The 24597-nt window shown below is 54.4% G+C and carries 19 protein-coding genes, 1 pseudogene and 1 riboswitch; of the genes and pseudogenes, 4 read left to right on the top strand and 16 right to left on the bottom strand.

The window, feature by feature from the left end; all coding sequences use genetic code 11:
• Window positions 1-244 precede the first annotated feature (244 nt).
• The 14 genes and pseudogenes from VI25_RS05910 to pseC all read right to left on the bottom strand — a co-directional run bounded on the left by VI25_RS05910 (window position 245) and on the right by pseC (window position 15947).
• Window positions 245-2080, bottom strand: a complete 1836-nt coding sequence (locus tag VI25_RS05910) for an assimilatory sulfite reductase (NADPH) flavoprotein subunit (protein ID WP_055562348.1) — start codon at window positions 2078-2080, stop codon at window positions 245-247.
• Window positions 2081-2119: 39 nt separating this feature from the next.
• Window positions 2120-2917 (bottom strand): uroporphyrinogen-III C-methyltransferase, encoded by a 798-nt coding sequence (gene cobA, locus VI25_RS05905; RefSeq protein WP_045688186.1) that lies wholly within the window; start codon window positions 2915-2917, stop codon window positions 2120-2122.
• An 83-nt stretch (window positions 2918-3000) separates the two neighbouring features.
• Complete coding sequence (locus VI25_RS05900) at window positions 3001-4287, bottom strand: sulfate adenylyltransferase subunit 1 (protein ID WP_045688185.1); 1287 nt, start codon at window positions 4285-4287, stop codon at window positions 3001-3003.
• Window positions 4288-4381: 94 nt separating this feature from the next.
• Window positions 4382-5293 carry a sulfate adenylyltransferase subunit CysD gene (gene cysD / locus VI25_RS05895; RefSeq protein ID WP_045688184.1) on the bottom strand — a complete coding sequence of 304 codons (912 nt, stop codon included), beginning with the start codon at window positions 5291-5293 and terminating at the stop codon, window positions 4382-4384.
• Window positions 5294-5349: 56 nt separating this feature from the next.
• Window positions 5350-6129 (bottom strand): phosphoadenylyl-sulfate reductase, encoded by a 780-nt coding sequence (locus VI25_RS05890; RefSeq protein ID WP_045688183.1) that lies wholly within the window; start codon window positions 6127-6129, stop codon window positions 5350-5352.
• Window positions 6130-6468: 339 nt separating this feature from the next.
• Window positions 6469-6560: riboswitch (SAM riboswitch) on the bottom strand.
• Window positions 6561-6907: 347 nt separating this feature from the next.
• The gene (locus VI25_RS05885; protein ID WP_052695147.1) at window positions 6908-8389 is read right to left on the bottom strand and encodes a lipopolysaccharide biosynthesis protein; all 1482 of its coding nucleotides are present in this window, start codon (window positions 8387-8389) and stop codon (window positions 6908-6910) included.
• A gap of 47 nt (window positions 8390-8436) precedes the next feature.
• Entirely contained in the window at window positions 8437-9786 is a 1350-nt protein-coding gene (locus VI25_RS05880) for a DUF7033 domain-containing protein (protein WP_045688182.1), read from the bottom strand.
• Between the two features lie 112 nt (window positions 9787-9898).
• A complete protein-coding gene (locus VI25_RS05875) occupies window positions 9899-11182 on the bottom strand; it encodes a hypothetical protein (protein ID WP_236704911.1) in 1284 nt (427 codons plus the stop codon).
• 22 nt (window positions 11183-11204) lie between these two features.
• Window positions 11205-12244: pseudogene (pseI, locus tag VI25_RS05870) on the bottom strand (pseudaminic acid synthase).
• Between the two features lie 116 nt (window positions 12245-12360).
• Window positions 12361-12933, bottom strand: a complete 573-nt coding sequence (locus VI25_RS05865) for a GNAT family N-acetyltransferase (RefSeq protein ID WP_045688181.1) — start codon at window positions 12931-12933, stop codon at window positions 12361-12363.
• Window positions 12934-12975: 42 nt separating this feature from the next.
• Window positions 12976-13995: a UDP-2,4-diacetamido-2,4,6-trideoxy-beta-L-altropyranose hydrolase gene (gene pseG, locus VI25_RS05860; protein ID WP_055562347.1), complete on the bottom strand. Its 1020-nt coding sequence runs from the start codon at window positions 13993-13995 to the stop codon at window positions 12976-12978.
• 31 nt (window positions 13996-14026) lie between these two features.
• Window positions 14027-14416, bottom strand: coding sequence for a hypothetical protein (locus VI25_RS26560; protein ID WP_236704909.1), 390 nt, complete (start codon window positions 14414-14416; stop codon window positions 14027-14029).
• Window positions 14417-14427: 11 nt separating this feature from the next.
• Window positions 14428-14730, bottom strand: a complete 303-nt coding sequence (locus VI25_RS26555) for a cytidylyltransferase domain-containing protein (protein WP_236704908.1) — start codon at window positions 14728-14730, stop codon at window positions 14428-14430.
• 50 nt (window positions 14731-14780) lie between these two features.
• Entirely contained in the window at window positions 14781-15947 is a 1167-nt protein-coding gene (gene pseC, locus VI25_RS05850) for a UDP-4-amino-4,6-dideoxy-N-acetyl-beta-L-altrosamine transaminase (RefSeq protein WP_045688179.1), read from the bottom strand.
• A 308-nt stretch (window positions 15948-16255) separates the two neighbouring features.
• On the opposite strand from pseC, the gene VI25_RS05845 reads away from it, so the two are divergent.
• Together VI25_RS05845 and VI25_RS05840 are read left to right on the top strand one after the other, a co-directional pair.
• Window positions 16256-16915 (top strand): hypothetical protein, encoded by a 660-nt coding sequence (locus tag VI25_RS05845; protein WP_055562346.1) that lies wholly within the window; start codon window positions 16256-16258, stop codon window positions 16913-16915.
• Entirely contained in the window at window positions 16912-18537 is a 1626-nt protein-coding gene (locus tag VI25_RS05840; protein ID WP_045688177.1) for a gliding motility-associated C-terminal domain-containing protein, read from the top strand. Before VI25_RS05845 ends, VI25_RS05840 begins: the two co-directional genes overlap by 4 nt.
• Before the next feature lie 77 nt (window positions 18538-18614).
• Here VI25_RS05840 and pseB read toward each other — a convergent pair whose 3' ends face one another.
• On the bottom strand, window positions 18615-19634 hold the full coding sequence (gene pseB / locus VI25_RS05835; protein WP_045688176.1) for a UDP-N-acetylglucosamine 4,6-dehydratase (inverting): 1020 nt from the start codon (window positions 19632-19634) through the stop codon (window positions 18615-18617).
• 186 nt (window positions 19635-19820) lie between these two features.
• Here pseB and VI25_RS05830 point away from each other — a divergent pair, with 186 nt between their 5' ends.
• Window positions 19821-21638, top strand: coding sequence for a hypothetical protein (locus tag VI25_RS05830; protein WP_052695146.1), 1818 nt, complete (start codon window positions 19821-19823; stop codon window positions 21636-21638).
• 35 nt (window positions 21639-21673) lie between these two features.
• Here the strand turns inward: VI25_RS05830 and VI25_RS05825 are convergent, their stop codons facing one another.
• Window positions 21674-22984 (bottom strand): glycosyltransferase family 4 protein, encoded by a 1311-nt coding sequence (locus tag VI25_RS05825; protein WP_236704906.1) that lies wholly within the window; start codon window positions 22982-22984, stop codon window positions 21674-21676.
• Between the two features lie 213 nt (window positions 22985-23197).
• Here VI25_RS05825 and ffh point away from each other — a divergent pair, with 213 nt between their 5' ends.
• On the top strand, window positions 23198-24547 hold the full coding sequence (gene ffh / locus VI25_RS05820) for a signal recognition particle protein (RefSeq protein WP_045688175.1): 1350 nt from the start codon (window positions 23198-23200) through the stop codon (window positions 24545-24547).
• Window positions 24548-24597: the final 50 nt, after the last annotated feature.

Here is a 24597-nt window from a genome sequence, read left to right as displayed (position 1 = left end):
GGGAGTTGACTTTCAGAAGGAAGATAAAGGAGCGAGCTACAGCGGCCCGGACAAGGCCATGGGCTGAGCTACCCGTGCATTGGCAGTAAGCAAGCTAGTTGGCCGCCTGGGTGCAGTGCACAGCGGCCGTCACCAGCTACAACATCGGTTCTGAAATACGCGCATGGAGAAGCAAAAGGAAAGTAAGAGGGGGAGCAGGCCGGAGCGTCGTGCAACCAGGGCAGCGCACGACGGCTCCTGGAGCTTAGTACACGTCCTCGAGGTAGCGACGGGTTTTCTTTAATTGCTTGAGGTAGTCAGCGGCATACTCTTCATCCTGGCCGCTTTCCTGGCTGATGATAGTGATGAGGGCCCGTTGCACGTCGGCAGCCATGCGATTTTTGTCGCCGCACACGTAAAAGTGGGCGCCGTTCTGTAACTGCTCGTACACGCGGCTGCTCTGCTCTAACAGGCGGTGCTGAATGTAGAGCTTGGTTTCCTGGTCACGCGAGAAGGCCACGTCCAGCCGGTCCAGGGTGCCGTTTTTCAGGTGCTGCTGCCACTCCGTCTGGTAAAGGAAGTCGGTGGTGAAGTGGGGGTTACCAAACACCAACCAGTTGCGGCCGGTAGCGCCCAGCTCGGCGCGCTCTTCCACGAAAGCGCGGAATGGTGCTACTCCGGTGCCAGCACCTACCATAATAATGTCGGTGGTGTTGTCCTTAGGAAGCTTGAAATACTCGTTGCGGTCAACCCACACGCGGGCCGTGTCGCCAACGGCTAAGTGGTCAGCCTGGTACACGGAGCAGGCACCGTGCTTGTGGCGGCCATAGGTTTCGTACCGAACGGCGCCCACCGTTAGGTGCACTTCTTCCGGGTGAGCCAGCAAACTGCTAGCAATAGAGTAGGCACGTGCGGGTAGGGGGCGCAATACTTCCACAAGCTGCGAGGCCGTCAGCTGAGTGGGAAACTCAGTGAGTACGTCGGCCACGTCGCGGCCATATAGGTACGTGGGCAACTGAGGTTTGTCGTCCAAAATCTCCCGCAGTCGTGCGTGCTGCGGAACCAGGGCCGCATAGCGCTCCAATACGTCGCGCGTCAGCACCGATAACTCCAAGCGCTCGGTGAGGGCCGTATCTAGCTGGAGAGAGGCGCTGTCTACCTGCACCGCCGCCGTAGGCTCCAAGCGGGCAGCCGCCAACACATCTTCTACTAGTGCCGGCCGGTTCACCGGTTGCACCATTAGGGCGTCACCGGCTTCGTACTGAATACCAGAGGCTTCCAGAGAAAACTCCAGATGATAAGTCTCCTTAGTAGAGCCTCGCCCGTTGAGCTGAATTTTATCGAGCAATGGCGCCGCGAAGGGGTTGCGGCTGGTGTATATCTCCGGCTCCGGCAGGGTAGTAGTATCCCAGTTGGTACCAGCGGGCTGCAAGGCAGGCTGCCCCACGGATACGCTAGCTGGCACTGAAGCGGTAGCAGGCTGGGCGACCAGGCGTAGCACTTGCTCTGCCCACTGGCGGGTTTCAGCTTCAAACTCCACGTCGCAATCTACGCGCTCGGTCAGGCGCTGGGCCCCAAGTTCGGCTAGGCGCTGGTCGAACTCGAAACCCGTCTGGCAGAACTGAAGGTAGCTTTTGTCGCCCAAGGCCAGCACGGCGTACTGAAGGCTAGGTAGCTTGGGGGCGCGGCTGCTCAGTAAAAACTGGTGCAGTTCTTCTGCCGCAATGGGTGGGTCGCCTTCTCCCTGGGTGCTGACAACGACCAGTAATTGCTGCTCGGTTTTGAGGTCCTTGGTGGGGTAGTCGTTCATGTCCCGCACCGTGGGGTGCAGCCCTTGTTGCCGAGCTATTTCGGCCGCAATACCGGCTGCCTTTTTGCTGTTGCCAGTTTGAGAGCCGTAGAGAATGGTGAGCTTGGGGGCCGCGGCGGGGGCTGCTGCAACAGCGCCCGCCGGCTGAGGCGCCACCGCCGGAGTACCGGCGGCCCGGCCGTAGAAGTAGCCGCTCAACCAAACCAGCTGTTGGCTAGAAAGCCCCGTAGCCAGCTGTTCAAGGTTGGCTTCCGTAAGGCCGCCGGGAGGAGTGAAAGAAGGTGAAGACATGTAACGATTCGGTTCTGGCAGAGAAGAGAGGGAGCAGCACTAGGCTACTTTAGCGTAAGAAGCAGGCGCTGTAAATGCGGCAGTTGGCAAAGCCATTAACAAGGCCTCAGGGGTAGCAAGCCGTGTTACTTCGCCTATTACAATAATGGCCGGGGCGCCCATACCAGCAGCTACTGCCCGAGCGGGTAGCTCGGCTACGGAGCCAGTCACGAGGCGAGCGGTCGATAGGGTTCCATTCTGGATAATGGCTGCCGGCGTGTTGGCTTGCCCATGCAGGCTGAACACCTCTACAATGCGCTCTAACTCGCCCAGGCCCATTAGAATAACGGTGGTGGTGCGGGAGCCAGCCGCCTCGGCCACACTGCCCGATAGCTCACCCGTAGCAGTAGTGGCCGTAATCACCTGGAAGCCTTCGCTGGCGCCGCGGTGCGTAACGGGGATGCCTACGCTACCCGCCGCTGCCACGGCACTGCTAATGCCCGGCACGTAGTCAGTAAGCAGGCCGTGCTGCTCGGCATACAACATTTCCTCCCGACCCCGCCCAAAAACGAACGGGTCGCCCCCCTTAAGACGCACCACGTGCCCGTACTGCAGAGCGTGCTCAACAATGAGCCCATTGATTTCGTCCTGAGAGTAGCTGCGTAGACCCCGGCGCTTGCCCACAAATACCTTGAGGGCTTCTGGGCGGGCGTGCTGCAGCAGGTCGTTGTTGGCCAATGCATCATATAAGATGACATCAGCTTCACCCAGCACCCGCGCCCCTTTCAGCGTGAGCAGTTCCGGGTCGCCGGGGCCGGCGCCTAGCACCGTAAGACGGGGAGTGATGGTGATTGGCATAGTGGAAAAGGGAGCGGAAAGCAGCGTAGGGGGCTCCAGCGCATTGCCGAAGCAGTGAGGGCGAAGCAGCCGGCGCCTTCTGGCTAGATAGAAAAGACCACCGGCGGCGCTATGGGTGCCGTGAAGTACTCGGAGTTGGCAGCTTCTACCAGGCCGGCAGCTACCGTATCGCCGCTGACTTCATCTACCAGAATAAAGGAACCGGTAGCCCGGTTGTCCTGGTAGTTGTCAACAGCCAGAGGCAGGGCGGTTTTGATGCGCACCCGGACGATGTCGTTAAGTTGAGCCGTGTCGGCGGCGATGTGCTCAAACGTCTGCACGTTCACCTTGTAGAGGATAGTAGGAACCGCCGCTTTCACGAGGGCCGTGTGGTGTTGGAGCAGCAGCTTACGACCAGGAGCCAGCGGCTGCTCGCTCATCCAGCACAGGGTAGCTTCCAGTTCACGCGTGCTCGTAGGCTGATGCGCCACGGGTACAATGGTGTCACCACGGCTCACATCTACGTCATCGCGCAGGCGAATAACAACGGCCTGCGGGGCCGAAGCGGACTCTACTTCCTGCTGATTGACCTCAAGGGCTTCAATCTCCGACTCCAGGCCCGAGGGCAGCACCAATATCCGGTCGCCCCGCCGATACTGACCACTCTGGATCTGACCGGCGTAGCCCCGGTAGTCGGGTAGCTCGGGTGTCTGAGGCCGGATAACGTATTGCACCTGGAAGCGAGGATCGGCTGCTTTTTCCTCCGAGCCCGGCACGCTTTCCAAGTGCGCCAGCAGGTTGGTGCCGGTGTACCATGGCATGTGCGTGGAGGGCGTCACCACGTTGTCGCCTTGCAGCGCGCTGAGCGGAATGGCCACGGCCGCTGGCAAGTGGAAGTGGTTGGTCAGGTCGGCGTAGTCGGTTGCAATCTGATCGAATACCGCCTGATCGTACCCAACTAAGTCCATCTTGTTCACGGCCAGTACAAAGTGACGGATGCCCAAGAGAGCGGCAATCAAGGTATGGCGGCGGGTTTGCTCAATTACTCCCTGGCGCGCATCGACCAGCACAATGGCTAGGTCGGCATTGGAGGCGCCCGTCACCATGTTGCGGGTGTACTGCACGTGGCCTGGTGCATCGGTAATGATGAACTTACGGCGCGGGGTAGTGAAGTACTTGTAGGCTACGTCGATGGTAATGCCCTGTTCCCGCTCGGCCCGCAGGCCGTCAGTGAGGAGGGCTAGGTCAACGGTACCATTGGAAGCTTGGCGCTTTTCCAGGGCTGCCAGCACGTCAAGCGAAACCGATTCGGAATCATATAAAAGGCGGCCGATGAGCGTGCTCTTGCCATCGTCGACGCTGCCGCAGGTAATAAAACGGAGAAGGTCCATGAGGTGAAATTGTACAGTGGTGAAATGGTGCTTTTTGTTGAGAAGAGGCGGTCGGCTTTGCTTGCTTGTCGCCTCCCGCTCACAATTTCACCGCTTAGAAATAGCCGTTGCGCTTACGGTCTTCCATGCCCGCCTCCGAGATATTATCGTCGAGGCGGGTGGCACCCCGTTCGCTTACTTTGGCTAGTAGCAAGTCCTGAATGATGTCCTCCACCGTGGCGGCATCACTTTCTACCGCCGCTGTGCAGGTAGAGTCGCCCACGGTGCGGAAGCGCACCTGTCGGGTCACAATCTCATCGTCGTCATCAAGGCGCAGGTGCTCCGAAAGGCCCAGAAGTTGGCCGGAAGGCAGCACTACGCAGGTGCGCTCGTGGCCGAAGTAGATATCGGGAAGCTGAATATTCTCGCGCTGAATGTAGCGCCACACGTCCAGCTCCGTCCAGTTGGAAATGGGGAACACGCGCACGTTCTCGCCTTTCTGAATACGGCCGTTGTACACGTTCCACAGCTCGGGGCGCTGGCGTTTGGGGTCCCACTGGCCAAACTCGTCCCGCACCGAGAAGATGCGCTCCTTGGCCCGGGCCTTCTCCTCGTCGCGGCGGGCCCCGCCAATGCAAGCGTCAAACTCAAACTCCTCAATTACTTCTAGCAGAGTGTACGTCTGCAAGGGGTTACGGCTCGGAAACTTACCGCCCGGCTCCCGCAGACGCTGCCGCTTAATGGTGTCTTCCACCTTACGCACAATTAGCTTCTCGCCCAAACGGGCCGCCAACTCGTCGCGGTAAGCCAGCACCTCGGGGAAGTTGTGGCCCGTATCTACATGCACCAGTGGAAAAGGAAACCGACCCGGACGAAACGCCTTTTCTGCCAAGCGCGTCAGTACAATAGAGTCTTTGCCACCTGAGAACAGCAGCGCGGGGCGTTCAAACTGGCCCGCTACTTCCCGCAGGATGTGGATAGCTTCGGCTTCCAGCCGGTCGAGGTAATCAAATTGGGGGGTACTCATATTTAGTTGGGCGTGTAGGTCGGCTACAAAGAGGGCCGACTGGCCGTAGAAGGTTACTAATGGGAAGGGGAGGGTACGGGCTCTACCACGGGGTCGGGGCCATCGTGGTGGGCCGTGGTGTGCAAGCCGCATTCCTTAGCGGACAGGTCCTCCCACCACCACCGGCCAGCGCGGAAGTCCTCGCCGGGACGAATGGCACGGGTGCACGGCGCGCACCCAATGCTCACAAAACCCTGCTGGTGCAGCGGGTTTACGGGAATGCTGTTTGCGCGGGCAAACTCCACCGCTTGCTCCCACGTCCAGTCGAACAGAGGGTGCACCTTCGTGAGCTGGTGCGCTGCATCCCACTCCACCGGGTCCATGGTTTGGCGGTTTTGCGACTGCTCAGCCCGGATACCCGTTACCCAGGCTTGCTGCCCCGCTAGCGCCCGGTTCAAGGGCTCTACTTTGCGGATAAAGCAGCACTCCTTGCGGTTGTCAACGCTTTCGTAGAAGCTGTTGGGCCCTTTGGCAAGCATAAGCTCCTGCACGCTTTCCTGGCGGGGAAAGAATACCTCAATGGGCTTCTGATACTTGATCAGGGTTTTGTTCCAAGTAGAATAGGTCTCCTGGAAGTTACGGCCGGTATCCAGCGTAAACACCCGAATAGGAAGGTCGTTGCTGAAGATCAAATGACTTATGATTTGATCTTCTAAACCAAACGAAGTAGAAAAAACCGCTGTGCCGGGAAAATGCTCTGCTACTAAGCGGAGGCGCTCAAGGGCAGAAGCTTGCGTCAGCGGTAAGCGCAAGGCGTCCAAGTTCGGAACGGCCTGCGCAGTAGAAGCTGCGGACATAAATAGACGTGTTCTAGGAGAAAAACTTGCCGGTCGGGGCAAGGGTCCGGCCGGAAATTGCCCTGGTGTTGAAGCGAGGCGCTATGCGTGACCAGCTGAACTACTACCGGGCAAAACGGCGGCGCGTGTAGGAAAGAAACCTAGTGACCAATAAAGGGGCCTAAGTGTTTCAAGCAGCACGCAAACCAAAAAGGAACTACGCGTGAGATACTAACAACAGCACTGCATGGCCCGCTCGGTACAGACGGCCATTTCCATCATGCTACAACATCCATGCTGTACAGCAATGCGAGTAGTAGATGCGGCGAGGGTGCAGTTGAAGAAGTTCACGGCTTGTTGTTTTTATATGGTCAGGACTTGGCACCGTTTCAGATACTCTGAGGGTTGCCGGCGTTTCGTAGAGCCTGTCTCTCCACGCCTCTGTATAAAAACAATCCTTTGGTGGTAAAGAATTGGTACCGCAAAAATAGGAACGGAGCTTGAATAGTTCCAAATTTTCTTTTGGCAAGAAGTATTTGTCCAAAAAAGCAAAATCCTGAAAACAGGATTTTGGCATTATCACTTACTTATATGAAAACTATCGTTCGATAATAATTTTTAATCTGGTTTGTTACAAGCAGGTATTTAGTTGTATGTCTGGTGATTGAGAAAGACAACTGTCCTAAATAAGGGTTGTTTTCTTACTGTATAAAGCTCAGATTAGCCATTCAGTAACTAAAGTAGCTGCTAACCACTAATGGCTATTGGATTGAATTTTTCAAAGAAAAACGATGCTATGTCAACGCCGGGCTAAGCGAGCTAGAAGGGTGCGTAGCAGTTGCGTGGCTTCGGGGGCCGTGCCGGTAAGCAGGGTGAGTCCTCCATAGACGGCAGTAAGCATCACAGAGCGCACCAGCGTAGTAACCAGCAAAGATGGAAACGTGGGCACCAGCCATGCTGTGGCTGCGGCTAGGGCGGCAATGAGTAGAATAAGTGGAATACGCCAAGTGAAGGGTTGCATGCCATAGCTGTGCCACACAAACCAGGTACGCGCCAAGTTGATACTGACCTGCGCTACTGCCGCCGCCACCGCCGCACCCGAAATGCCCATCCGCGGAATCAAAAGCGTATTCAGCATGATAGTAAGTACGGCTAAGGACGTATTGAAAATCAGGTCGTAGCGGTAGCGCGGAGAGGTAACCACAATCAGCCCGTTGACCCCCGTAATGCCATCAAACAGCCGGCTACCTAGTAGCAGGAGCACAACTATGGTGCCTTCTGCGTAGCGAGCTTTCATGAGCGAATAAATGAAGTCGAGGTTGAGGCCAATGCCCAGCGCCAGAAAGCAGCCCAGCAACGTGTTGAGCCGGGTGGTGCGACGGTAGAAGTCAGCCATTCGATCCAAATCTTGCTGCTTCCAATAATCGGCTAGCAGGGGAAAAGCAATCTTGTTGAGGGAGCGGGCCGGAATGGCCAGCGCCGTGCTAATGTTGAATGCTACTTGGTAAATACCTGCGGCCGCTAGGTTTACCTGGGCGCCGACCATGAGCGTATCAATATACATGATGATGGCTCCGGATAGGCTGCTCAACAACGTAAACCCCCCAACGCTCAGGAGTTCTCGCAGGGGGCGTACGGCCAGCACAGCCCGTGTGGGCCGCATATGTAGTTCGCCAATAGCAGCAACGTAGCCCGCCAAGAGCAGAGCAATTCCGCTGTTTACCTCCACAAACCACAGTACGTATCCATGAAACGAGAGGTATCCTTGGGCGTATAGTAGTGCCCCCCCGACTATCAGTAGCCGCAAGAGAATATCTTGCACGAAGGAAGAAAAAGCCGTGTGATACAAGGCCTTGAGGTAAGCATCTTGGATAGAGTACAGCAGCGTGAACAAGGCCAGCACCGCTCCCCAAGCGTAGTAAGGGGCTAGCGCGTTGGCATCCTTAGCGTACCAGTGCAGCATCAGTGGCTCGCCGGCAAAGTAAAGAGCCGTTACCACCAAAAAACCTAGCAGCGGAATGCCAAGCAGCAGCGGTAAAAATCCGTGGTGGCCGGCCTCCCGGTTGCGGAAGTACGGAAAGAAGCGAATGCCCACGCTGGCGAAACCAAAGGCGGCTACCTGAGCATAGATGGTAGCAATGGATGCTAGTGTGCCCGTGAGGCCAAGCTGCTGTGGCTCCAAGAATTTGGGCAGCACTAGAGCCGTGTTTATAAAGCCCAGCGCCAGCCCGATGTAGGAAATAATAGTGTTACGTAGCCCTTGCCGCTGAACAATACCCAATCTGGAAAAATGAAAAGTGAGAAGTAGCGCAGGCTGAAGCGGGATAGTTACTTCTCCGCCTCCAGGTGCAAAACAATATCTTGGCCGTGAAGAAAGGCCGGATTACGGCTGCAAAGGTACTGCATAAGGGTATGGAACTCTTGCGGGCCGTTGTGGGTGTTGGCGGGGTCAAAGTTTTCATTGTGCCACAGTACCGTGCACACGCCCCCAAACCGCTCAATCTCCTGGAGCATGGGCGTCAGAGCCGGCGCTATTTCCTCAGGGGCTAGCTGTAGGTAGCGTGGGTGATGAAGGGTTGCATCCATCACGTTGAGCGGAATCTCGAGGAATAGGAAGGCGTTCCTTTGCTGAAAATTGAACGGATGAAAGGGCAGGCAGTAGCTGTTGCGAAACCCGAAATGCTCGGCAAACCCGAGGGTAGAGTCATACGTGTACAACAACTCATCGAGCAGGCCAGGGGTGATACGTGGCTCCCAACTCAAGTAGTGAAACCTGATGCCATCGGCCTTCACGCCGTTTCTAAGACGTTGCAGCCGGTGGCCTTCCTCTTTTAGCTGTCCACCCTGTGTGTTTGTACCCACACTGGCATGTAGGCCAACTTCGGCACTGCCAATGGCCGTTGCCGCGTGGGCCCACACTTTCTGAATGTTGTAGTCAGCATTGGGCGTACCGTTGGCGGCCTTGCGATATTCTGGTAGAAAGAAGAAAGTGCTTTTGGCCCCGTATTCAGCTACCTTTTGCTGTACTTGGCTTAGGTTGTCCCAGGTATCATGGGTAGTAAAGTGCTGCCATAGCTGCCGGCCAAAGTGCCGCAGGTTGCCCTGCCGCAGGGCGGCTTTAGCAGGCGCTTTCCAGGCGCTGTACAGGTTGTCAATATCGTGGGTGATACAACACGCCCAGGTAGCCTTGCCAGCCCAACGGCGCAGCCGTAGCGGCTGGCCGATGGCGTGCTCTACGGCAGTCTTCAGCACGTCGAAATAGTAGTTGACAACCGGAATAGTTACGAAATTGTAGCGGTGCTGCACGCTAGCCGAGTAAGGAAAGCGGCCGTGCTGGTCCCGCTCTTCCGAGAAGTACTCTTGCCAGCCGCTGAGCAAATAGAACGCGGCAGAAATAATGTCGGCATAAATAATGGCCTGGCCATTGGGGCGCCACTCAATCAATGGATTGTCCGGCGCGGAATCGAAAAAGAAGGGAATAGTACGGCCTTGCCACTGCCGCCACGTTGGGGCGGGAGGATAGGGGTGCTGCTGCTCAAAGAAAGGGCCTGATGCCTCGGCTACTTCAATCTGAGGCTGGTGACTAGGGTAGCCAATAGAAACTGGCGGCACCGTCTCGTAGGCCTGCCAGAAGTGCTGTAGTACGTAGGTCAACCGTATTTCGGGGGAAACCGGCATGGGATAACAAGGAAACGGCGGGGCAGTCATAGCGGCAAAGTAAGTTCTAAAGCACACTTCCGCGTTTATCGCAAGCCTAGTTCGTAGCTGCTGGCCGTACTATTCTGATCGGCTAGTATCCCAGCCATTCCTGAAGCAGCCGGACTGCCCGCTCCTGGCTGTGGCCTTCATCGGGAGTACCCAGCGTAGCGTTATAGTAAGCTGCCCGGCGGTACAAATCGGCAGGCTTATGCTGGGAGTACTGCTGCAACTGCTCGGTAAGCTCGGCTAGGGTGTGCGCCCGCCCAATAAGGCCATGTGCCACGTATCCGTAGTAGTCCTCTGCTACACCATGGTCACCGAAGCGGAAGTATATACTGGCTAAGTTGAGTAGGGTGGCCTCCAGATGCGTACTCGTATCCCCCGCAAGTAAGGCATCATGACGTAGCAGAAACGCAAACACATTTTCCTGGCGAGCATCTGAAAAGTGCAGTTGGGGATGCTGAGCGCGCAGGAAGGAGAAGTCGCGCGCGTCGCCGGGGTGAGGGCGTAGGGTAAAGGTGAGGGCTGGGAATGTAGTTAGCACATGAGCCAACGTTGTGGCTATGGCCTGCATGTTATCCAGCATGTTGATAGCCACGGCCACCCCGCGCACAGTGGGATTCTGGTTTTTGGTAGCTAGAAAAGCATCGGCCTTGGGCATGCCTACCAGTTCAGTTCGGCCTGCAATGGGGCCACACTGCCGGTACTTATCCAGCGCGTCTTGGCCTTCCAGCAGGTTCAAATCAAAACCGAGCGGGGGAAAGTTGGTGCTCACACTGGCATGTTGTACGTAGGCCGTGGGCACTCCACAGGCCCGAGCGGCCAGCAGCAGGGCGCGGGCGTCGTCGTTGTGGTCGTTGGCGAATACAATGGCCCGGGGCTGGTAATGGCGCAACGCCCGGCAGTATACTTCGTAATAGCCAACGGCATTGAAGATCAGGTCGAAAAAGCGCCAGGCTCGGCGTCCTACCAGTTGCCGTAGCCCGGCGTAAGCAGTAGGTAATTGCCCATAATACAGCAACTTGCGTCGCAACGATAACCGGTTTACCTGCTTAGTATAGCGGCCAATCTGTTTGCTTTGCCCAGCCACCAACACGGCATCGGGGCGAGCCTCGCGGAGAAAAGAAAGCGCCTCATAGTTATTTTGGCTTACTACGTATAGCCAAACCTTACCCCGCAAATCCTCCGGGTTACGAATCGGCCGAAACACATTGCCTATCAGCCGCGCACCGGCATACCCCGCCACCTTGAGAAGCCGCTTCCACGGACTAGCCGGAGAAATGGCTTCCAACATATGGACTGGAAGCGAGGCAAATAGATCAGTAAATCGCAGTTGCAGAATATCCCGCAACCGAGTAGCGGCAGAAGTAAGCATGAAAAACAAAAGCCACAGGTGGCTATAAGGCTTCCCAGGTCAGAGGGGTGCTAGCCTTTAAGTCTTGACGAGCAGGTTTTCCAAGCACTTGGTCGTAATAACGAGGAGGTAAACCATCACCAGGCCGCACAACACGCAGGTTTTCCTTTGTAAAAAGATCCCCTGCTTTAATATCCTGAGCTACATACAGAGAGCGTTTGTAGAGGCGGCTGTTCTGTTCAGCGCGCTGCACTCCATATTGTACTTGTCCTAAAGATTGCCAAGCGCGCTCTGTTTCCGTAACAAGTTGAGCTACCTCCGCAGGCTCTAAGGAAAATGCAGAGTCTACTCCACCATCAGCCCGGCGTAATGTCACGTGCTTTTCCACAGCGCATGCCCCCAAGGCCACGGCAGCTACCGCTGCTCCTACACCCATTGTATGATCAGAAAGACCTACCAGGCAATCTGGAAACAGTTGCTGAAAGTGAGGTAGCGTACGCAGATTTGTATTTTCCGGCGTTGCGGGGTATGTGCTAGTACACTTTAGTAGTATCAGGTCTTTGCAACCAGCCTCGCGCAGTATTTGCACTGCTTCTGCTATTTCCGAAAGCTGACTAGCTCCAGTACTCATAATAACTGGTTTACCTGTTGCCGCTACCCGCCGTAACAAAGGCCAGTCAGTATTTTCGAAGGAAGCAATTTTGTATGCTGGTACATCGAGCGTCTCTAGAAAATCGACAGCTGTCTCATCGAAAGGCGAACTGAAGGCTAACATGCCATGCGCGCGCGCGCGGTCAAACAAGGCTTATGCCATTCCCACGGAGTATGGGCCTCTTGGTAAAGATCATGCAACTCTCGCCCGTACCAAAGTGAATGAGGATCTTCAATACGATGCACACCTGGCAATGTCATTGTATCGGCCGTGTAGGTCTGAAGCTTGATGGCATGAGCACCAGCAGCAGCCATTGCGTCCACAATGGCCAGACCACGATTTAAGTCCTGATTATGATTGCCGCTAAGTTCAGCAATAATTAGGGGCGGTTGATTAGGACCAACAAGACGAGAGCCAAGAGAAATCTGCATTTGGCAAAAATACGAAGCAGTAGTCATCACATCGGCATCAAGCAAGACAATCCGGTGCTAAAGCTTATCACAGGTACTACTGATAGTCTAATATGAAAGTTATATCAGAAAACAGCCTATGATAATTCCGGAAATACTTCTGGATTAAAGCAAGCTACTAAAATGCGGTCTACCGGATGCCCATCTACAAGGTAGTGAGCCTTCAATCTGCCTTCTTCCACCCAGCCAGCACGGGTGTAGGCTTTAAAAGAGCTTTGGTTGGTTTCAAACATCCCACCAAACAGCTTTCGGATATTAAACTCTTGAAATGCAATTGCATTGCCTAGCCGGATGGCCTCCACTGCCAGCCCCCGTCCATGAAACCGTCGGTCACCGATGAGTACTACGAGGTCTGCTATTTTGTGGTCGTGGTTAATTGGCCCGAGCTTGATAGTGCCAATGCAGGCTTGAGTTTCTTTGTCTACAATAGCAAAGACATAAGTAGTGCCAGTAGCAATACCCTGCTCAATGTTGCCCAGCAAAGACTCACGAGTGTGAGTCTGGCGTGAATTCGTATAGAAACGCATCAGGCCATCGTCCTGGAACCAACTCAAGAAATCCTCATTCACGTCAGTGGGTCTGAGGCTACGGAGTAACAAATGTTCTGATTCGTATGGGCGGTTAAGTTTGATCAGATCAGAATCTTTCATAAGACAGTGTTAGGAAAGTAAAGGGGAGTAGAAAAAAAACAGTTAATGAGTTGATTGTAATAACCGAAACTCGTACTGCAACTGCTCTGGGGATAAATTGCCGACGTACGGTTGCCGAGACGCGTGCGTAAGCCACTCAAGTCCTTGCTGCAGGGCATCGTGGAGTTCGGAATCAGTTAAGGAAACAAAATTACCGACCGAATAAGCATGATAATTTTGCTGAACATAGTCAGCCAATGAATGCTGATTATCAACATAATATCCCGTTATAGCGGGAACCCCCAATACTAAGGCTTCGATGAGAATAGTGCTAGCGGGACAAATAATGGCATCGTAGTTCGCTAATACCTGCACCATGGCAGCAGCTGAGAGTCCTCTAAACTCTTCTATTTCTGTAGCAGGGTAAGCACCTTGTAGGGCTGTTATTGCTGAGGAAGTTGCAGCAGCCCCACCCATAACAACTCCGAGGCGTCGGATAGAGGGATATGCAGAAAGGAGCATTGCGGCACAACGATCAGTTAACTGTAGGGGGTCGGCGCCACCGAAGCATAGCAGTATGCTATGAATAGGAGCTGTAGCACGTGGTAACTGACTGTGTTGCAGAAATGGTGGACGTAGCAAGGAATATGCGGGTCCTAAGCAAAAGCGGGTTGTTGGGAGCCCATGATACATGTCTGCCGTTATTCCTGGCGAGTGATTTATGACCAAATCTGCTACAAACTGTCCCTGATGCAAGTCGTCTATGCATACCAGCCGACACCCACTGCTCTTGATGCGTTGTTGATAGTCATAGTCAAATGCATAACCGTCTAGGACAACTATATCAGTGGCATTGAGAAATTGGGCGCTTAAATAATCAGCTTCTGTTTGTAGCGCACATTCTGGTAGTTCTACCAGCCGTAGTCCTGCGTCCTGAACTAAGTTTTTAACTACACCCGACGGATTACGAGCTAACACGTAGTCATTTTCCCCTGCCCTTACCATGCTTGCTAGGGCTAGTGATCGGACGATATGACCTAACCCGATGGTGGCATTGCCATCGGCGCGAAATACAAGGCGCATTAATTAGCTCTCCAAAATAGAGTAGAAGACATTACCGCGTGAAATCATATTTCTTTTGCTCGATTTCCGCATTCAGAGCCACTAGTTCGGGGTGTGCTTCCAACAATGCAATCAACGCTTCACCTGACAAGTCATCGGCGTGGTATTGCGCTAGTAAGGTGTGCAGCAAGTCAAAATCTTCGGGTGTATCTAAAGTTACACGCAAGCGGCTAGCGTCGGCCTCCCGGGTAATGTGAGCATAAGCAACGTTGCCCGAGCGGTTTTGATGGATGTAAGGAGTAACATGCTCCCGGTCAGAGTCGCTCGTAGCAAGACGCTGGGCTTCGGCAAGTAGGCCAGCAGAAAATACTTCAAAATCAAACCCCCTAGGAAAAGTGCGAATAATGCCGTTTGATAAATAGAGATGAGGATTAGCGGCCATTTGATACTGTTCTACTCCTTGTCGAACCAGTACTCCATCAATAAGTGGGCAATCAGAAGTAACACGAACAATAGTGTCAAGTCCGAATTCAGTGGCGGCGCATGATACCGGCTAAGTACATCATCGGAGCTACCCCGAAAACATGGAATACCTAACTGGCGAGCATGCAGTTCAGTAACATCATCTTCTGGTAATGTAGTCGTGGCAATGTATATGGGCAGGCCACTAGCCTGTAGGCGGCGTACATGAAACTCCAGCATAGAAATCCCGCGTGCTGTACGCAATATCTTGCCCGGTAAACGGGTACTGCCCATACGTGCTTGCGACACAATACCGACGCCTGACGGGTTGGGAGGAGAAATCTTCATTTGTTTACGTACTCTTTTATGGACTCTATTACATAGTCTTGTTCAGCATCGGTAAGGCTTGGGTACAACGGAATGCTAAGGCAATGTGCATAATACTCTTCAGCCAGAGGAAAATCTCCAGTTTGCCAGCCAAGACTTTGATAATATGGCATTGTGTGAACCGGAATGTAATGCACTTGGGCAAAGACATGTCGGTCCCGCAGAAAGTCATACAACCCTTTACGATCAGGTACTTTAATAACGTACAGATGATAGGCATGGCCCGCTGCTCCAGCTAGCGGCTGCACGGCTAGTACAGATGCAAAAGCTGCGTCATAACGCGTGGCTAGCATGTGACGACGAGCTAGGCCTTCTTCAGCACGAGTGAGTTGGCTGATACCTAGAGCACATAGCATGTCAGGCATTCGGTAATTGTAGCCTAATTCCTGCATCTCCATGTACCAGCCACCATCATGACGCTCCATTTGAATAGGATCTTTTGTAATGCCATGAGTGCGCAGGCGGAGTAGATGCTCGTAAAGCGCAGGATTATTGGTAGTAATCATACCGCCTTCACCAGTGGCAATATGTTTCACAGGATGAAAGCTGAAAATAGCCAGATCGGCAAAGGCGCCATTGCCGCAGCGTTGCACCTTTCCAGTAGAATCAGTAAAGAACCCGCCAGGAGCGTGGCACGCATCTTCAATGATCCACAAGCCGAACTCATCGGCTAGCAGACGGGCAGCTTCTAGGTTTATTGCTAGGCCAGCAAAATCTACTGGAATTAACCCTTGAAAATATCCCTTGGGGTGGCTTTCTAACAGGCGTCGTACGGCATGTAAATCCAGTAAACCTGTTCCTGGATCAATATCTGCAAAGTAAACCTCTCCGCCGCAATAGCGCACACAGTTAGCGGAGGCCGAAAAAGTGATGGGCGTGGTAATAACACGCTGCCCTGGTTGAACGCCTAAGGCTAGGGCGCATAGGTGGAGAGCAGCCGTACCATTGCTAACGGCCACTGCATATCTGGCTCCTATATAGGTGGCAAACTTCGCTTCGAACTCTGCTACTTTAGGACCTTGAGTAAGATAGTCAGAATACAAGGTTTCGGTTACGGCTTGTACATCTTCAGATGTGATGTGCTGGCGACCGTAAGGAATAGGCTGACCGGGCTGAAATGACATTGGAAAGGATAAATGAGCCAGTACTAACTGGTGGAAGCGCAGAAACAAGCTTATAAGAGCAGGTTTGGTTAGCTCTTTGAACAAAGATACGTGCCCACCTTTTCCATGTGGTATTTGTGTGGTAGGTACGGTAGGCTGTCCTGTACGAATAGGAAGGTCTGAGTGTGGGAAAATTAATGGCGCAGATACATTCAGGATCCACAGAGTGTTTTCTAGCTTTGTGGAGCTACTTCACTAAGTATTAAGGCGGATTATCACTTTAACATATTGAGTGCTAGAGCAATGTAATTGAAATGTGACTGAGCTACATGAAAAAAATATTTACGCTGATAATACTTCTTGCCACTCAGCATTGCCTGTTTGCGCAGAAGGAAAATAATAACTGGCTATTTGGACGCAATGCTGGTATAAGCTTCGCAGGAGCAACTCCGGTAGCGTTGACAACTAGCGCCATGAGCACGTATGAAGCATGTGCCTCAGTATCGGATGGTGCTGGGAACTTGCTGTTTTATACTAATAGCGTCAATGTGTGGAATCGGAACCACGCGCTTATGCAAAATGGTCAGGTGCTAGGTGGGCATGAATCGGCAAGCCAGGGGGCTGCTATTGTGCAAAGTCCAGCTAATAGTAATCAGTACTACCTGTTTGTGGTGGATGGATGTGACAACTACCTGCAGGGTGGGCTGAAGTATTCACTGATAGATATGACGCAGCAAAGTGGACTAGGTGCTGTGGTAAATAAAGCTGTGCAAGTAGCCAGTGGCAGCGTGACAGAAAAGCTGACAGTAGTACCGCATGCTAACGGTACGGATAGTTGGATTCTTGTCCACCAGTGGCAGTCCAATCAGTTTCTAGCGTACTTGCTAACGCGCAATGGATTGACCACGACACCAATCATTTCAAGCGTTGGGTCAGTGCACACAGGAGGCGGGGGGAACTATCAAAATGCCAATGCAGTAGCTATATGAAAGCTTCCCCAGCCGGGAATAAGTTAGCCGTTGGTATTCGAGATGGTAGTTTTGAGTTGTTCGACTTCAATAATTTTACTGGCCGGCTTAGTAATTACGTGCCACTGCGGCAATTTTACCGCAGCTACGGTGTAGAATTTTCGCCCGATGGTACTAAGCTATACGGTACCAATCTGGACGGGAACAGCTTGATGCAATTCAACCTGCAAGCAGGTTCTAGTGCCGCTATTGCGGCCTCAGGCATGATAGTAGGCTATACGTCTGGCTACGCTGGTGCCTTACAGCTAGGGCCAAATGGTAAAATCTACGTTGCTCAATATGAGTCGAACTTTGTGGGTGTCATTAATGAACCGGATAGACTCGGTAGCGCTTGTGACTTTCAGTCCTCAGGGGTTAATCTTGGTAACCGGGTCTGCCAAATTGGACTACCGAACAACCGTAGTTTACCTGTGCGTCCTCTCACGGCTGCATTCACCAGTAACACGGTTTGTTTTGGGACAGCTACACCGTTTGCGGCAACTATTGGAGGAGGAAGTGGCGTGGCCGTAGCTACGTGGAACTTTGGGGATGCCACATCAGGCACTGCCAACACAGCAACAGGCCTTACGCCAACGCATACGTTTTCTGCGCCAGGTACGTACACTGTGACCCTATCCGTAACAGAGCCGGGTATGGCTGCGCCCATCACAGTTAGCAGCACAGTAACGGTGTCGCCAGTGCCAACTGTAAATCTAGGCCCATCGGTGCAGCAAGTGTGCCAGGGGCAACCCGTGACGCTTACGGCGGGTTCGCAGCCAACGGGTACCACTTTCCGGTGGCAGGATGGCTCTACCAACGCAAGCTTTACCGCTACTACATCTGGCCAGTACTACGTAGATGTGACTAATGCCCAAGGTTGCACTACTCGTGGCAGTGCCACCGTACAAGTAGTAGCACCACCAGTGCTTACCTTGGGCCCAGCCCTGCAACGCCTGTGCCAAGGACAAACCCTAACGCTGTCGGCCGGGGTGCAGCCAGCGGGAGCTACCTACCGCTGGCAAGATGGCTCCACCGGCGCCACGTTTGTTGTGCGTACTTCCGGCACGTACTCCGTGGTCGTGACGCTGCCCCCGGGCTGCACGGCACAAGCCAGCACGCAAGTAGAGGCAGTACCCCTGCCAACCGTAAATCTAGGCCAAGATACCACCTTATGCTTGCAGCAGCCTTTGGTGCTGACGGTAGGCCACCAGCCGGTCGGTAGCACATACCGCTGGCAAGATGGCTCTACCGCTGCCACCTACTCCGCTACTGTGGGTGGCACGTACTCCGTGGAAGTGACCTCGGCGAATGGGTGCGTAAGCCGCGACGAGCGCGTAGTAATGGCAGCCGAGTGTCCTTTTGAAATCCCCAACATCATCACCCCCAATAAGGACCAGAACAACGAAACCTTCGTGCTGAAAGGCCTGAATCCGAAGGCATGGAGCTTGGTTGTCTACAACCGTTGGGGCCGTCAGGTGTACGAAACCACTAGCTACGACAATGGCTGGAACGCTGATGGTCACCCAGATGGCGTTTATTACTACATGCTCAAAAATGCCACTACCGGACAGCTCTACCGGGGGTGGGTGCAGGTAGCGCGCTAGGCTTCGCTTACGGCCAAAAACTCCAACGGCCGCCGCTCTACTAGAGCAGCGGGCCGTTGGAGTTGTAGAATAATAGACTAAGCAGTGAAGCTCGGATCTACGTGCAGGCGAATCTCCTCCCGAATCTGCTCGGCCGACAGCCATTCCGTGTTATTAGCCGAATCGTAGTAGAAGCCTGGCTCCACACGACGACCGTGGAAATGGCGCACAAACTCGTCTACGTCCCAGCGCGGAGTGAAGGGCAGGATAACGTAGTACTTGTCCAACTCCACGGTGCTGAGCGCATCCGTTTCGGTAATCATTTCTTCGTGCAGCTTCTCACCTGGTCGAATACCTACAATTTCCTGGCGGCATTCGGGACCAATGGCTTTGGCTACTTCCGTAATTTTGTAGCTCGGAATCTTAGGAACGAAGATTTCGCCGCCCCAACTATGCTCCAGGGCATATAGTACTAGGTCAACGCCTTCTTCCAGGGAGATGTTGAAGCGCGTCATGTCGGGGTGAGTAATGGGTAGCACCCCTGACTCCCGCCGCTGCAGGAAGAAGGGAACTACTGAGCCCCGGGAGCCAATTACGTTGCCATACCGCACCACCGAGAAACGCAGGTCGCGGGCGCCTTTCATGTTGTTAGCCGCCACAAACAGCTTATCCGAGCATAGCTTGGTAGCACCATACAGATTGATGGGTGCTGCCGCCTTATCAGTGCTTAGGGCTACTACGTCCTGCACCCCGCAATCGAGGGCCGCGTTGATAACGTTTTCGGCCCCAAAGATGTTAGTTTTAATGCATTCCATAGGATTGTACTCGGCGGCGGGCACTTGCTTAAGGGCCGCAGCGTGTACAATGATATCAACGCCCTCGCAGGCGCGCTTCATGCGCTCGGGGTCGCGTACGTCGCCAATGAAATAGCGAATAGCGGGATACTTGGAGTGCGGAAATATCTGCGACATCTCGAACTGCTTCAGTTCATCGCGCGAATACACAACCAAGCGCTTTACCTGCGGAAATTTTTCGAAGACGGTTTGCACGAACTGCTTACCGAACGAACCGGTACCACCAGTTACCAGAATGGATTTATGATTGAGGTCGAGGGCCATGATGCAGAAACAAAGCCAGCAACTATGCCGGCCGGAGTAAGGGCAGCAAAAGTAGGCATTCCGGCGGGAGCTTCCGTAGCTTTGCCTGTGTTCAGTGGCCAGTTTCCGGTTGTCGGTTATTCATTCAGGTAATGAAACGCTTTGACAATGGCTTGCTGGCCGCCGACACTATACACTCTGCACTCGATGGAACTAGCAGCCGATTCGCCCATAAAAGTCATTATTTGGGACTTAGATGATACTTTCTGGCGTGGCACGCTCTCGGAAGGGGCCGTGGAGGCGCTGGAAGAAAATCTACAGCTAGTGCGCGATACGGCAGCTCGGGGCATCGTGCACACCATTGTAAGTAAAAACGACTTTGCTCCCGCCGAAGCCAAGCTCGTAGAACTGGGCATTCGCGACTTATTCGTGTTTCCCCAAATAAGTTGGCAGCCGAAGGGACCTATTATCAAGCAGCTGCTAGAGCAAATGCAGTTGCGGGCACCCAACGCGCTATTTCTGGATGATAACCCCGCCAACCGAGCCGAGGCGCACTACTACAACCCCACGCTACAAGTAGCCGACCCGGCCGACCTGCCTCAGCTTGCTCCTCAACTGCGCGCCAGTGGCAAACCTGATCCGGGCTTTTCGCGCTTAGAGCAGTACAAGCTGCTGGAGCGCCAACAGCAGGCGCGCACCCAGTACGATGATAACTTGGCCTTCCTGCGCGATGCGCAGGTGCATATTGAGTTCCGAGAGGCGGAGGCAGTGTTCCCCGACCTAGCTCGTATCGAGGAGCTAATCAATCGGTCTAATCAGCTCAACTTCACCAAGCAGCGCGTCACGCGGGAAGCCTTGCAGCGCAGTCTGGAGGACCCCACCCGGCGCTGGGGCACCGTGCGCGTGCAGGACCGCTTCGGCGACTACGGTTTGGTAGGGGTGTACTGCGTGCAGACAGCAGAAAATCGGTTGGAGCAGTTTGTGTTTTCTTGCCGTATTCTGCACTTAGGTATTGAGCAGTTTACGTATGCGCATTTGGGCTTTCCTAGCCTTGCGGTGCAGGGTGAGGTAGCCACTGAGCTGAACGCAACGGAAAAGCCTGACTGGATTACCATTGCCGCTAGGGGAAGTCAGTCTCCTGCCACCATCAGTCCTATTGCCAGCCATTTGCGGGTATTGCTGAAAGGCGGCTGCGACCTTGGGCAGCTCACGCCTTTCCTGCAAGCCTTCGACTTGACGGTGGAAGAAGAGTTCAACTACAACAACGAGCATCAGATACCAGTGCACCTAGAGCACACCGTTTTGCTGCGGGCTGGGCGCGAGTGGCCCGTAGCCGAGCAGCGGCGCTTGGCTGCGGCACTACCTTTTCTGGGCCAAGAAGCCTTCGATACGAAGCTCTGGAATGGGCAGTACGACGTGCTGGTGTATAGCCCGCTGATGGATTACACGCAGGAGATCTACTGCGAAAAAGCCACTGGCCGCGAAGTACCCTTTGGGGGCTACCAAAACCTGCTGGCCCTAGACCCGGCCGCGCAAGCTGCGAAGTATGCCCAGCGCCGGTTTCAGGGTATGGACGAAGCCTTCCTGCTTCGTTTTCAGCGGGAGTTTGAACTAGTGGGCCAGCTACCACCCGCCCGCTTTCTCGAAAATCTGGAATGGCTGCGCGCCCAAGTGCCCGCTCAGGTGCCCATTTTCTTCCTCAACGGTACCGAAATAGAGGTACCCAGTTCTGGCGAAGTGGGCGCAGTGCAGCGCCATGCTCTCCTCAACCAAGCCTTACTGGACTTTGTGGCCTCCGCGGCCAATTGCTACGTGGTAGATGTGCGGGAATTCATTCGCACGCCCACCGACGTAACCAATAACCTGCGCCACTACCAGCGCCAGCACTACCGGACTTTGGCCCAGCGCCTGGCAACGGCCATCGGGGAGTGGCGCGGCAGCCACCTAAACCACTCCGCTTGGACCGACTTGAAGGCACGCGCTACTAGTTTGGTGCCTAGCAAGCTGCGCGGGTTGTTCAAGTAAGCTGCCTGGTATCAAGTCCTTAATGACGGGCTGTGTTACGGCTTTATGAGGGCGGCCAATTGCCGTGTTAGGGCGCGACGGGAGTAGGCAGTAGCCCGGCCCGCTGGCAAGTCTAGGTTTGGGTTGTGCTGCCACTGGACCGCTAGTGCTTCTAAGCGAGTCAGCATCATGTCGTAGTTGTCGTAGGGAAGGGCATGGCCGGCACCACACGCTTGCAGCAGCGTGTCGGCGTCGGAGCCGGTGGGGCCTACGCACAGAATGGGCTTGTTGGCAGCTAAGTACTCAAATACTTTCCCTGGCAGAATGCCGAGGTTGTTAGCTACGTCGGGAATGGCCATGAGTAGTACGGTAGCGCGGAGCAGGTACCCCACTGATTCGTCGTGAGGGACGAAGGGCACAAACTCGGTGTGCTGGGCTAGCCCGGCTGCCTGCACTTGGCGCTGCACTCCCTCCGACACTTTACCCACGAAGCGCAGGCGCAGCGGCACCGCGGGGTGGCGACGTAGGCACTCGGCGCAGGCGCGTAGCAACTGCTCAATGTGGTAGGTTTCCGAGATAGTGCCCGTGTGGGTGATGAGCAAGGCGTTGTGCGGAGGCTGGCTGGGCAGCCGGAAGTCATCTTCGTCGTAGCCGTTTGGCAGCACGTGGATAGCTTCAGCCCCAATCTGCGCCGATTTGTGCTGGAATAGGCGCTTAGTGTTCGGGCTCGTTACCAAGATGGCGTCGGCCTGTTCCAGTACGTGCCGCTCGTAGCGCGCATCCAGCCAGCGAGCCACGGGCGTATGGTTTAGCTCCTTATAATAGTAAATATCCGTCCACGGGTCGCGCATGTCGGCTAGCCACCGTAGGCCATAGCGGCGCTTCAATTCCAGCCCAATCAGTTGGGTAGAGTGGGGGGGCGAGCTAGTTAGTACGGCGTCGAACTGTTCCCCAGCTTCTAGCAGCTGGGCTACTGCCCGCAGCGCATAGCGGTTCCAGCCCCGGCGTGCATCTGGTATAAACAGGTTGCCCCGCACAAATTTGAAAAGACGACCAACCAGGCTAGTCTTGCTTTCACCCACAAAGCCTCCGTAAGGCACCTGCTTGCCCGTTAGTTTTTTATAGCTGTCGAAGGGCTCAAAGGTGCTCGTGCGTATTACGCGGACGCCGGCCGGCACGTCGGCCGCCAGCGACTCATCTAATACGGGATAAGCTCCCTGGTGAGGATCAACGGTAATGACGGTGGGCTCTACTCCAACCTGAGGTAGATGCTTGACAAACTTAAGGCTGCGCTGCACTCCGGCCCCGCCCGATGGCGGCCAGTAATACGTAATGACAAGCAGGCGAAGCGGACGAACGGCAGACACAGGTAGCAGAGGAAGAGAACAGACAAGGCGCGAAGGTAAGCAGATGCGGCCTTTCGAGGTTTTCTGGTTACTTTTGAAGGCTGAACTAGCCGCTCTTGCCGCAGTGCCACCGGTCGTATGTCTGAACCACATTGGGCGGGCTGCCGATAGGCTTTCTTTATGACGCTCTTCCAGAGTCGCACATCATTCCATTACTAATCAGCACATCTACCGATGTTCGATAACCTTAGTACCAAACTCGACCGCGCTTTTAAGACCCTTAAAGGCCAAGGCAGTATCACCGAAATCAACGTTGCCGCCACTGTAAAGGAAATTCGTCGGGCTCTTGTGGATGCCGACGTAAACTATAAAGTAGCCAAGGAGGTAACTGACAAAATCAAGGACGAGGCCATGGGCCGCGACGTGCTCATTAGCGTATCGCCGGGCCAGCTGATGACCAAGATTGTGTATGACGAACTCACCGAACTGATGGGCGGCGAGAAGCAGGATATCGTCATCAAAGGCGAGCCGGCGGTAGTACTGCTGTCGGGTTTGCAGGGTTCGGGTAAGACTACTTTTGCCGGCAAGCTGGCGGCCCACATGAAAAAGCAGGGCCGCAACGTGCTACTAGTGGCGTGCGACGTGTACCGCCCCGCCGCTATTGACCAGCTGAAAGTGCTGGGCGAGCAAATTGACGTGGAAGTGTACTCGGAGCCGGAAAACAAGAATCCGGTGCAGATTTCGCAGAGCGCCATTGAGTACGCCCGCAAAAACAACAAGAAGGTAGTCATCATTGACACCGCTGGCCGTTTGGCTGTAGATGAGCAGATGATGGCCGAAATTGAGCAGGTGAAGCGGGCCATTAACCCCGCCGAAACCCTGTTCGTGGTGGACTCCATGACGGGTCAGGACGCCGTAAATACGGCAAAGACCTTCAACGACCGTCTGAACTTTGATGGTGTGGTGCTAACCAAGCTCGACGGTGACTCGCGCGGTGGGGCGGCACTCAGCATCCGGGCTGTGGTAGAGAAGCCCATCAAGTTCATCTCGACGGGCGAGAAAATGGAGGCCCTCGACCTGTTCTACCCCGACCGTATGGCCCAGCGTATTCTGGGCATGGGCGACGTAATTTCGTTGGTAGAGCGCGCCCAGCAGCAGTTCGACGAGGAAGAGGCCAAGCGCATCAACCAGAAGATCCGCAAAAACCAGTTCAACTTCGATGACTTCCTGTCCCAGTTAGATCAGATCAAGAAGATGGGCAATCTGAAGGATCTGGTGGGTATGATTCCCGGCATGGGCAAGGCCCTCAAAGACGTTGAAATTGACGATGACGCTTTCAAACCCATTGAGGCCATCATCAAGAGTATGACTCCCAAGGAGCGGGCTCAGCCAGAACTGCTCAACGGCTCGCGCCGTCGTCGTCTAGCTAAGGGCTCCGGTACCGATATTCAGCAGGTAAACAATCTGATGAAGCAATTTGAGGACATGCGCAAAGTGATGCGTACCATGAATAAAATGAGCCAGACGAAAGGCGGCATGCAGCAAATGGCTCGTATGATGGGTATGAAAGGCCCTCTGCGTTAATCTGAGCAGCATTTCAAAGTTTGTGCCTTACTAACAGGGGCTGGATTCGA

The sequence above is a fragment of the Hymenobacter sp. AT01-02 genome (genome assembly GCF_000961955.2).
Taxonomy (GTDB): Bacteria; Bacteroidota; Bacteroidia; order Cytophagales; family Hymenobacteraceae; genus Hymenobacter; species Hymenobacter mucosus.
Note: the sequence above shows the minus strand (reverse complement) of the source record. Positions and strands in the feature narration are given on the sequence as shown.

Coding starts and splice junctions, on each gene's coding strand:
- VI25_RS05865 (WP_045688181.1), bottom strand. CDS start 12,933: ATGAAAGATTCTGATCTGATCAAACTTAACCGCCCATACGAATCAGAA.
- cysD (WP_045688184.1), bottom strand. CDS start 5,293: ATGAGTACCCCCCAATTTGATTACCTCGACCGGCTGGAAGCCGAAGCT.
- cobA (WP_045688186.1), bottom strand. CDS start 2,917: ATGCCAATCACCATCACTCCCCGTCTTACGGTGCTAGGCGCCGGCCCC.
- pseB (WP_045688176.1), bottom strand. CDS start 19,634: ATGGCCCTCGACCTCAATCATAAATCCATTCTGGTAACTGGTGGTACC.
- VI25_RS05845 (WP_055562346.1), top strand. CDS start 16,256: ATGAAAAAAATATTTACGCTGATAATACTTCTTGCCACTCAGCATTGC.
- VI25_RS05840 (WP_045688177.1), top strand. CDS start 16,912: ATGAAAGCTTCCCCAGCCGGGAATAAGTTAGCCGTTGGTATTCGAGAT.
- VI25_RS05875 (WP_236704911.1), bottom strand. CDS start 11,182: ATGCTTACTTCTGCCGCTACTCGGTTGCGGGATATTCTGCAACTGCGA.
- VI25_RS05890 (WP_045688183.1), bottom strand. CDS start 6,129: ATGTCCGCAGCTTCTACTGCGCAGGCCGTTCCGAACTTGGACGCCTTG.
- VI25_RS05830 (WP_052695146.1), top strand. CDS start 19,821: ATGGAACTAGCAGCCGATTCGCCCATAAAAGTCATTATTTGGGACTTA.
- VI25_RS26555 (WP_236704908.1), bottom strand. CDS start 14,730: ATGGGCAGTACCCGTTTACCGGGCAAGATATTGCGTACAGCACGCGGG.
- VI25_RS05900 (WP_045688185.1), bottom strand. CDS start 4,287: ATGGACCTTCTCCGTTTTATTACCTGCGGCAGCGTCGACGATGGCAAG.
- pseC (WP_045688179.1), bottom strand. CDS start 15,947: ATGTCATTTCAGCCCGGTCAGCCTATTCCTTACGGTCGCCAGCACATC.
- VI25_RS26560 (WP_236704909.1), bottom strand. CDS start 14,416: ATGGCCGCTAATCCTCATCTCTATTTATCAAACGGCATTATTCGCACT.
- VI25_RS05880 (WP_045688182.1), bottom strand. CDS start 9,786: ATGCCGGTTTCCCCCGAAATACGGTTGACCTACGTACTACAGCACTTC.
- ffh (WP_045688175.1), top strand. CDS start 23,198: ATGTTCGATAACCTTAGTACCAAACTCGACCGCGCTTTTAAGACCCTT.
- VI25_RS05910 (WP_055562348.1), bottom strand. CDS start 2,080: ATGTCTTCACCTTCTTTCACTCCTCCCGGCGGCCTTACGGAAGCCAAC.
- pseG (WP_055562347.1), bottom strand. CDS start 13,995: ATGCGCCTTGTATTTCGCGCCGATGGCAATGCCACCATCGGGTTAGGT.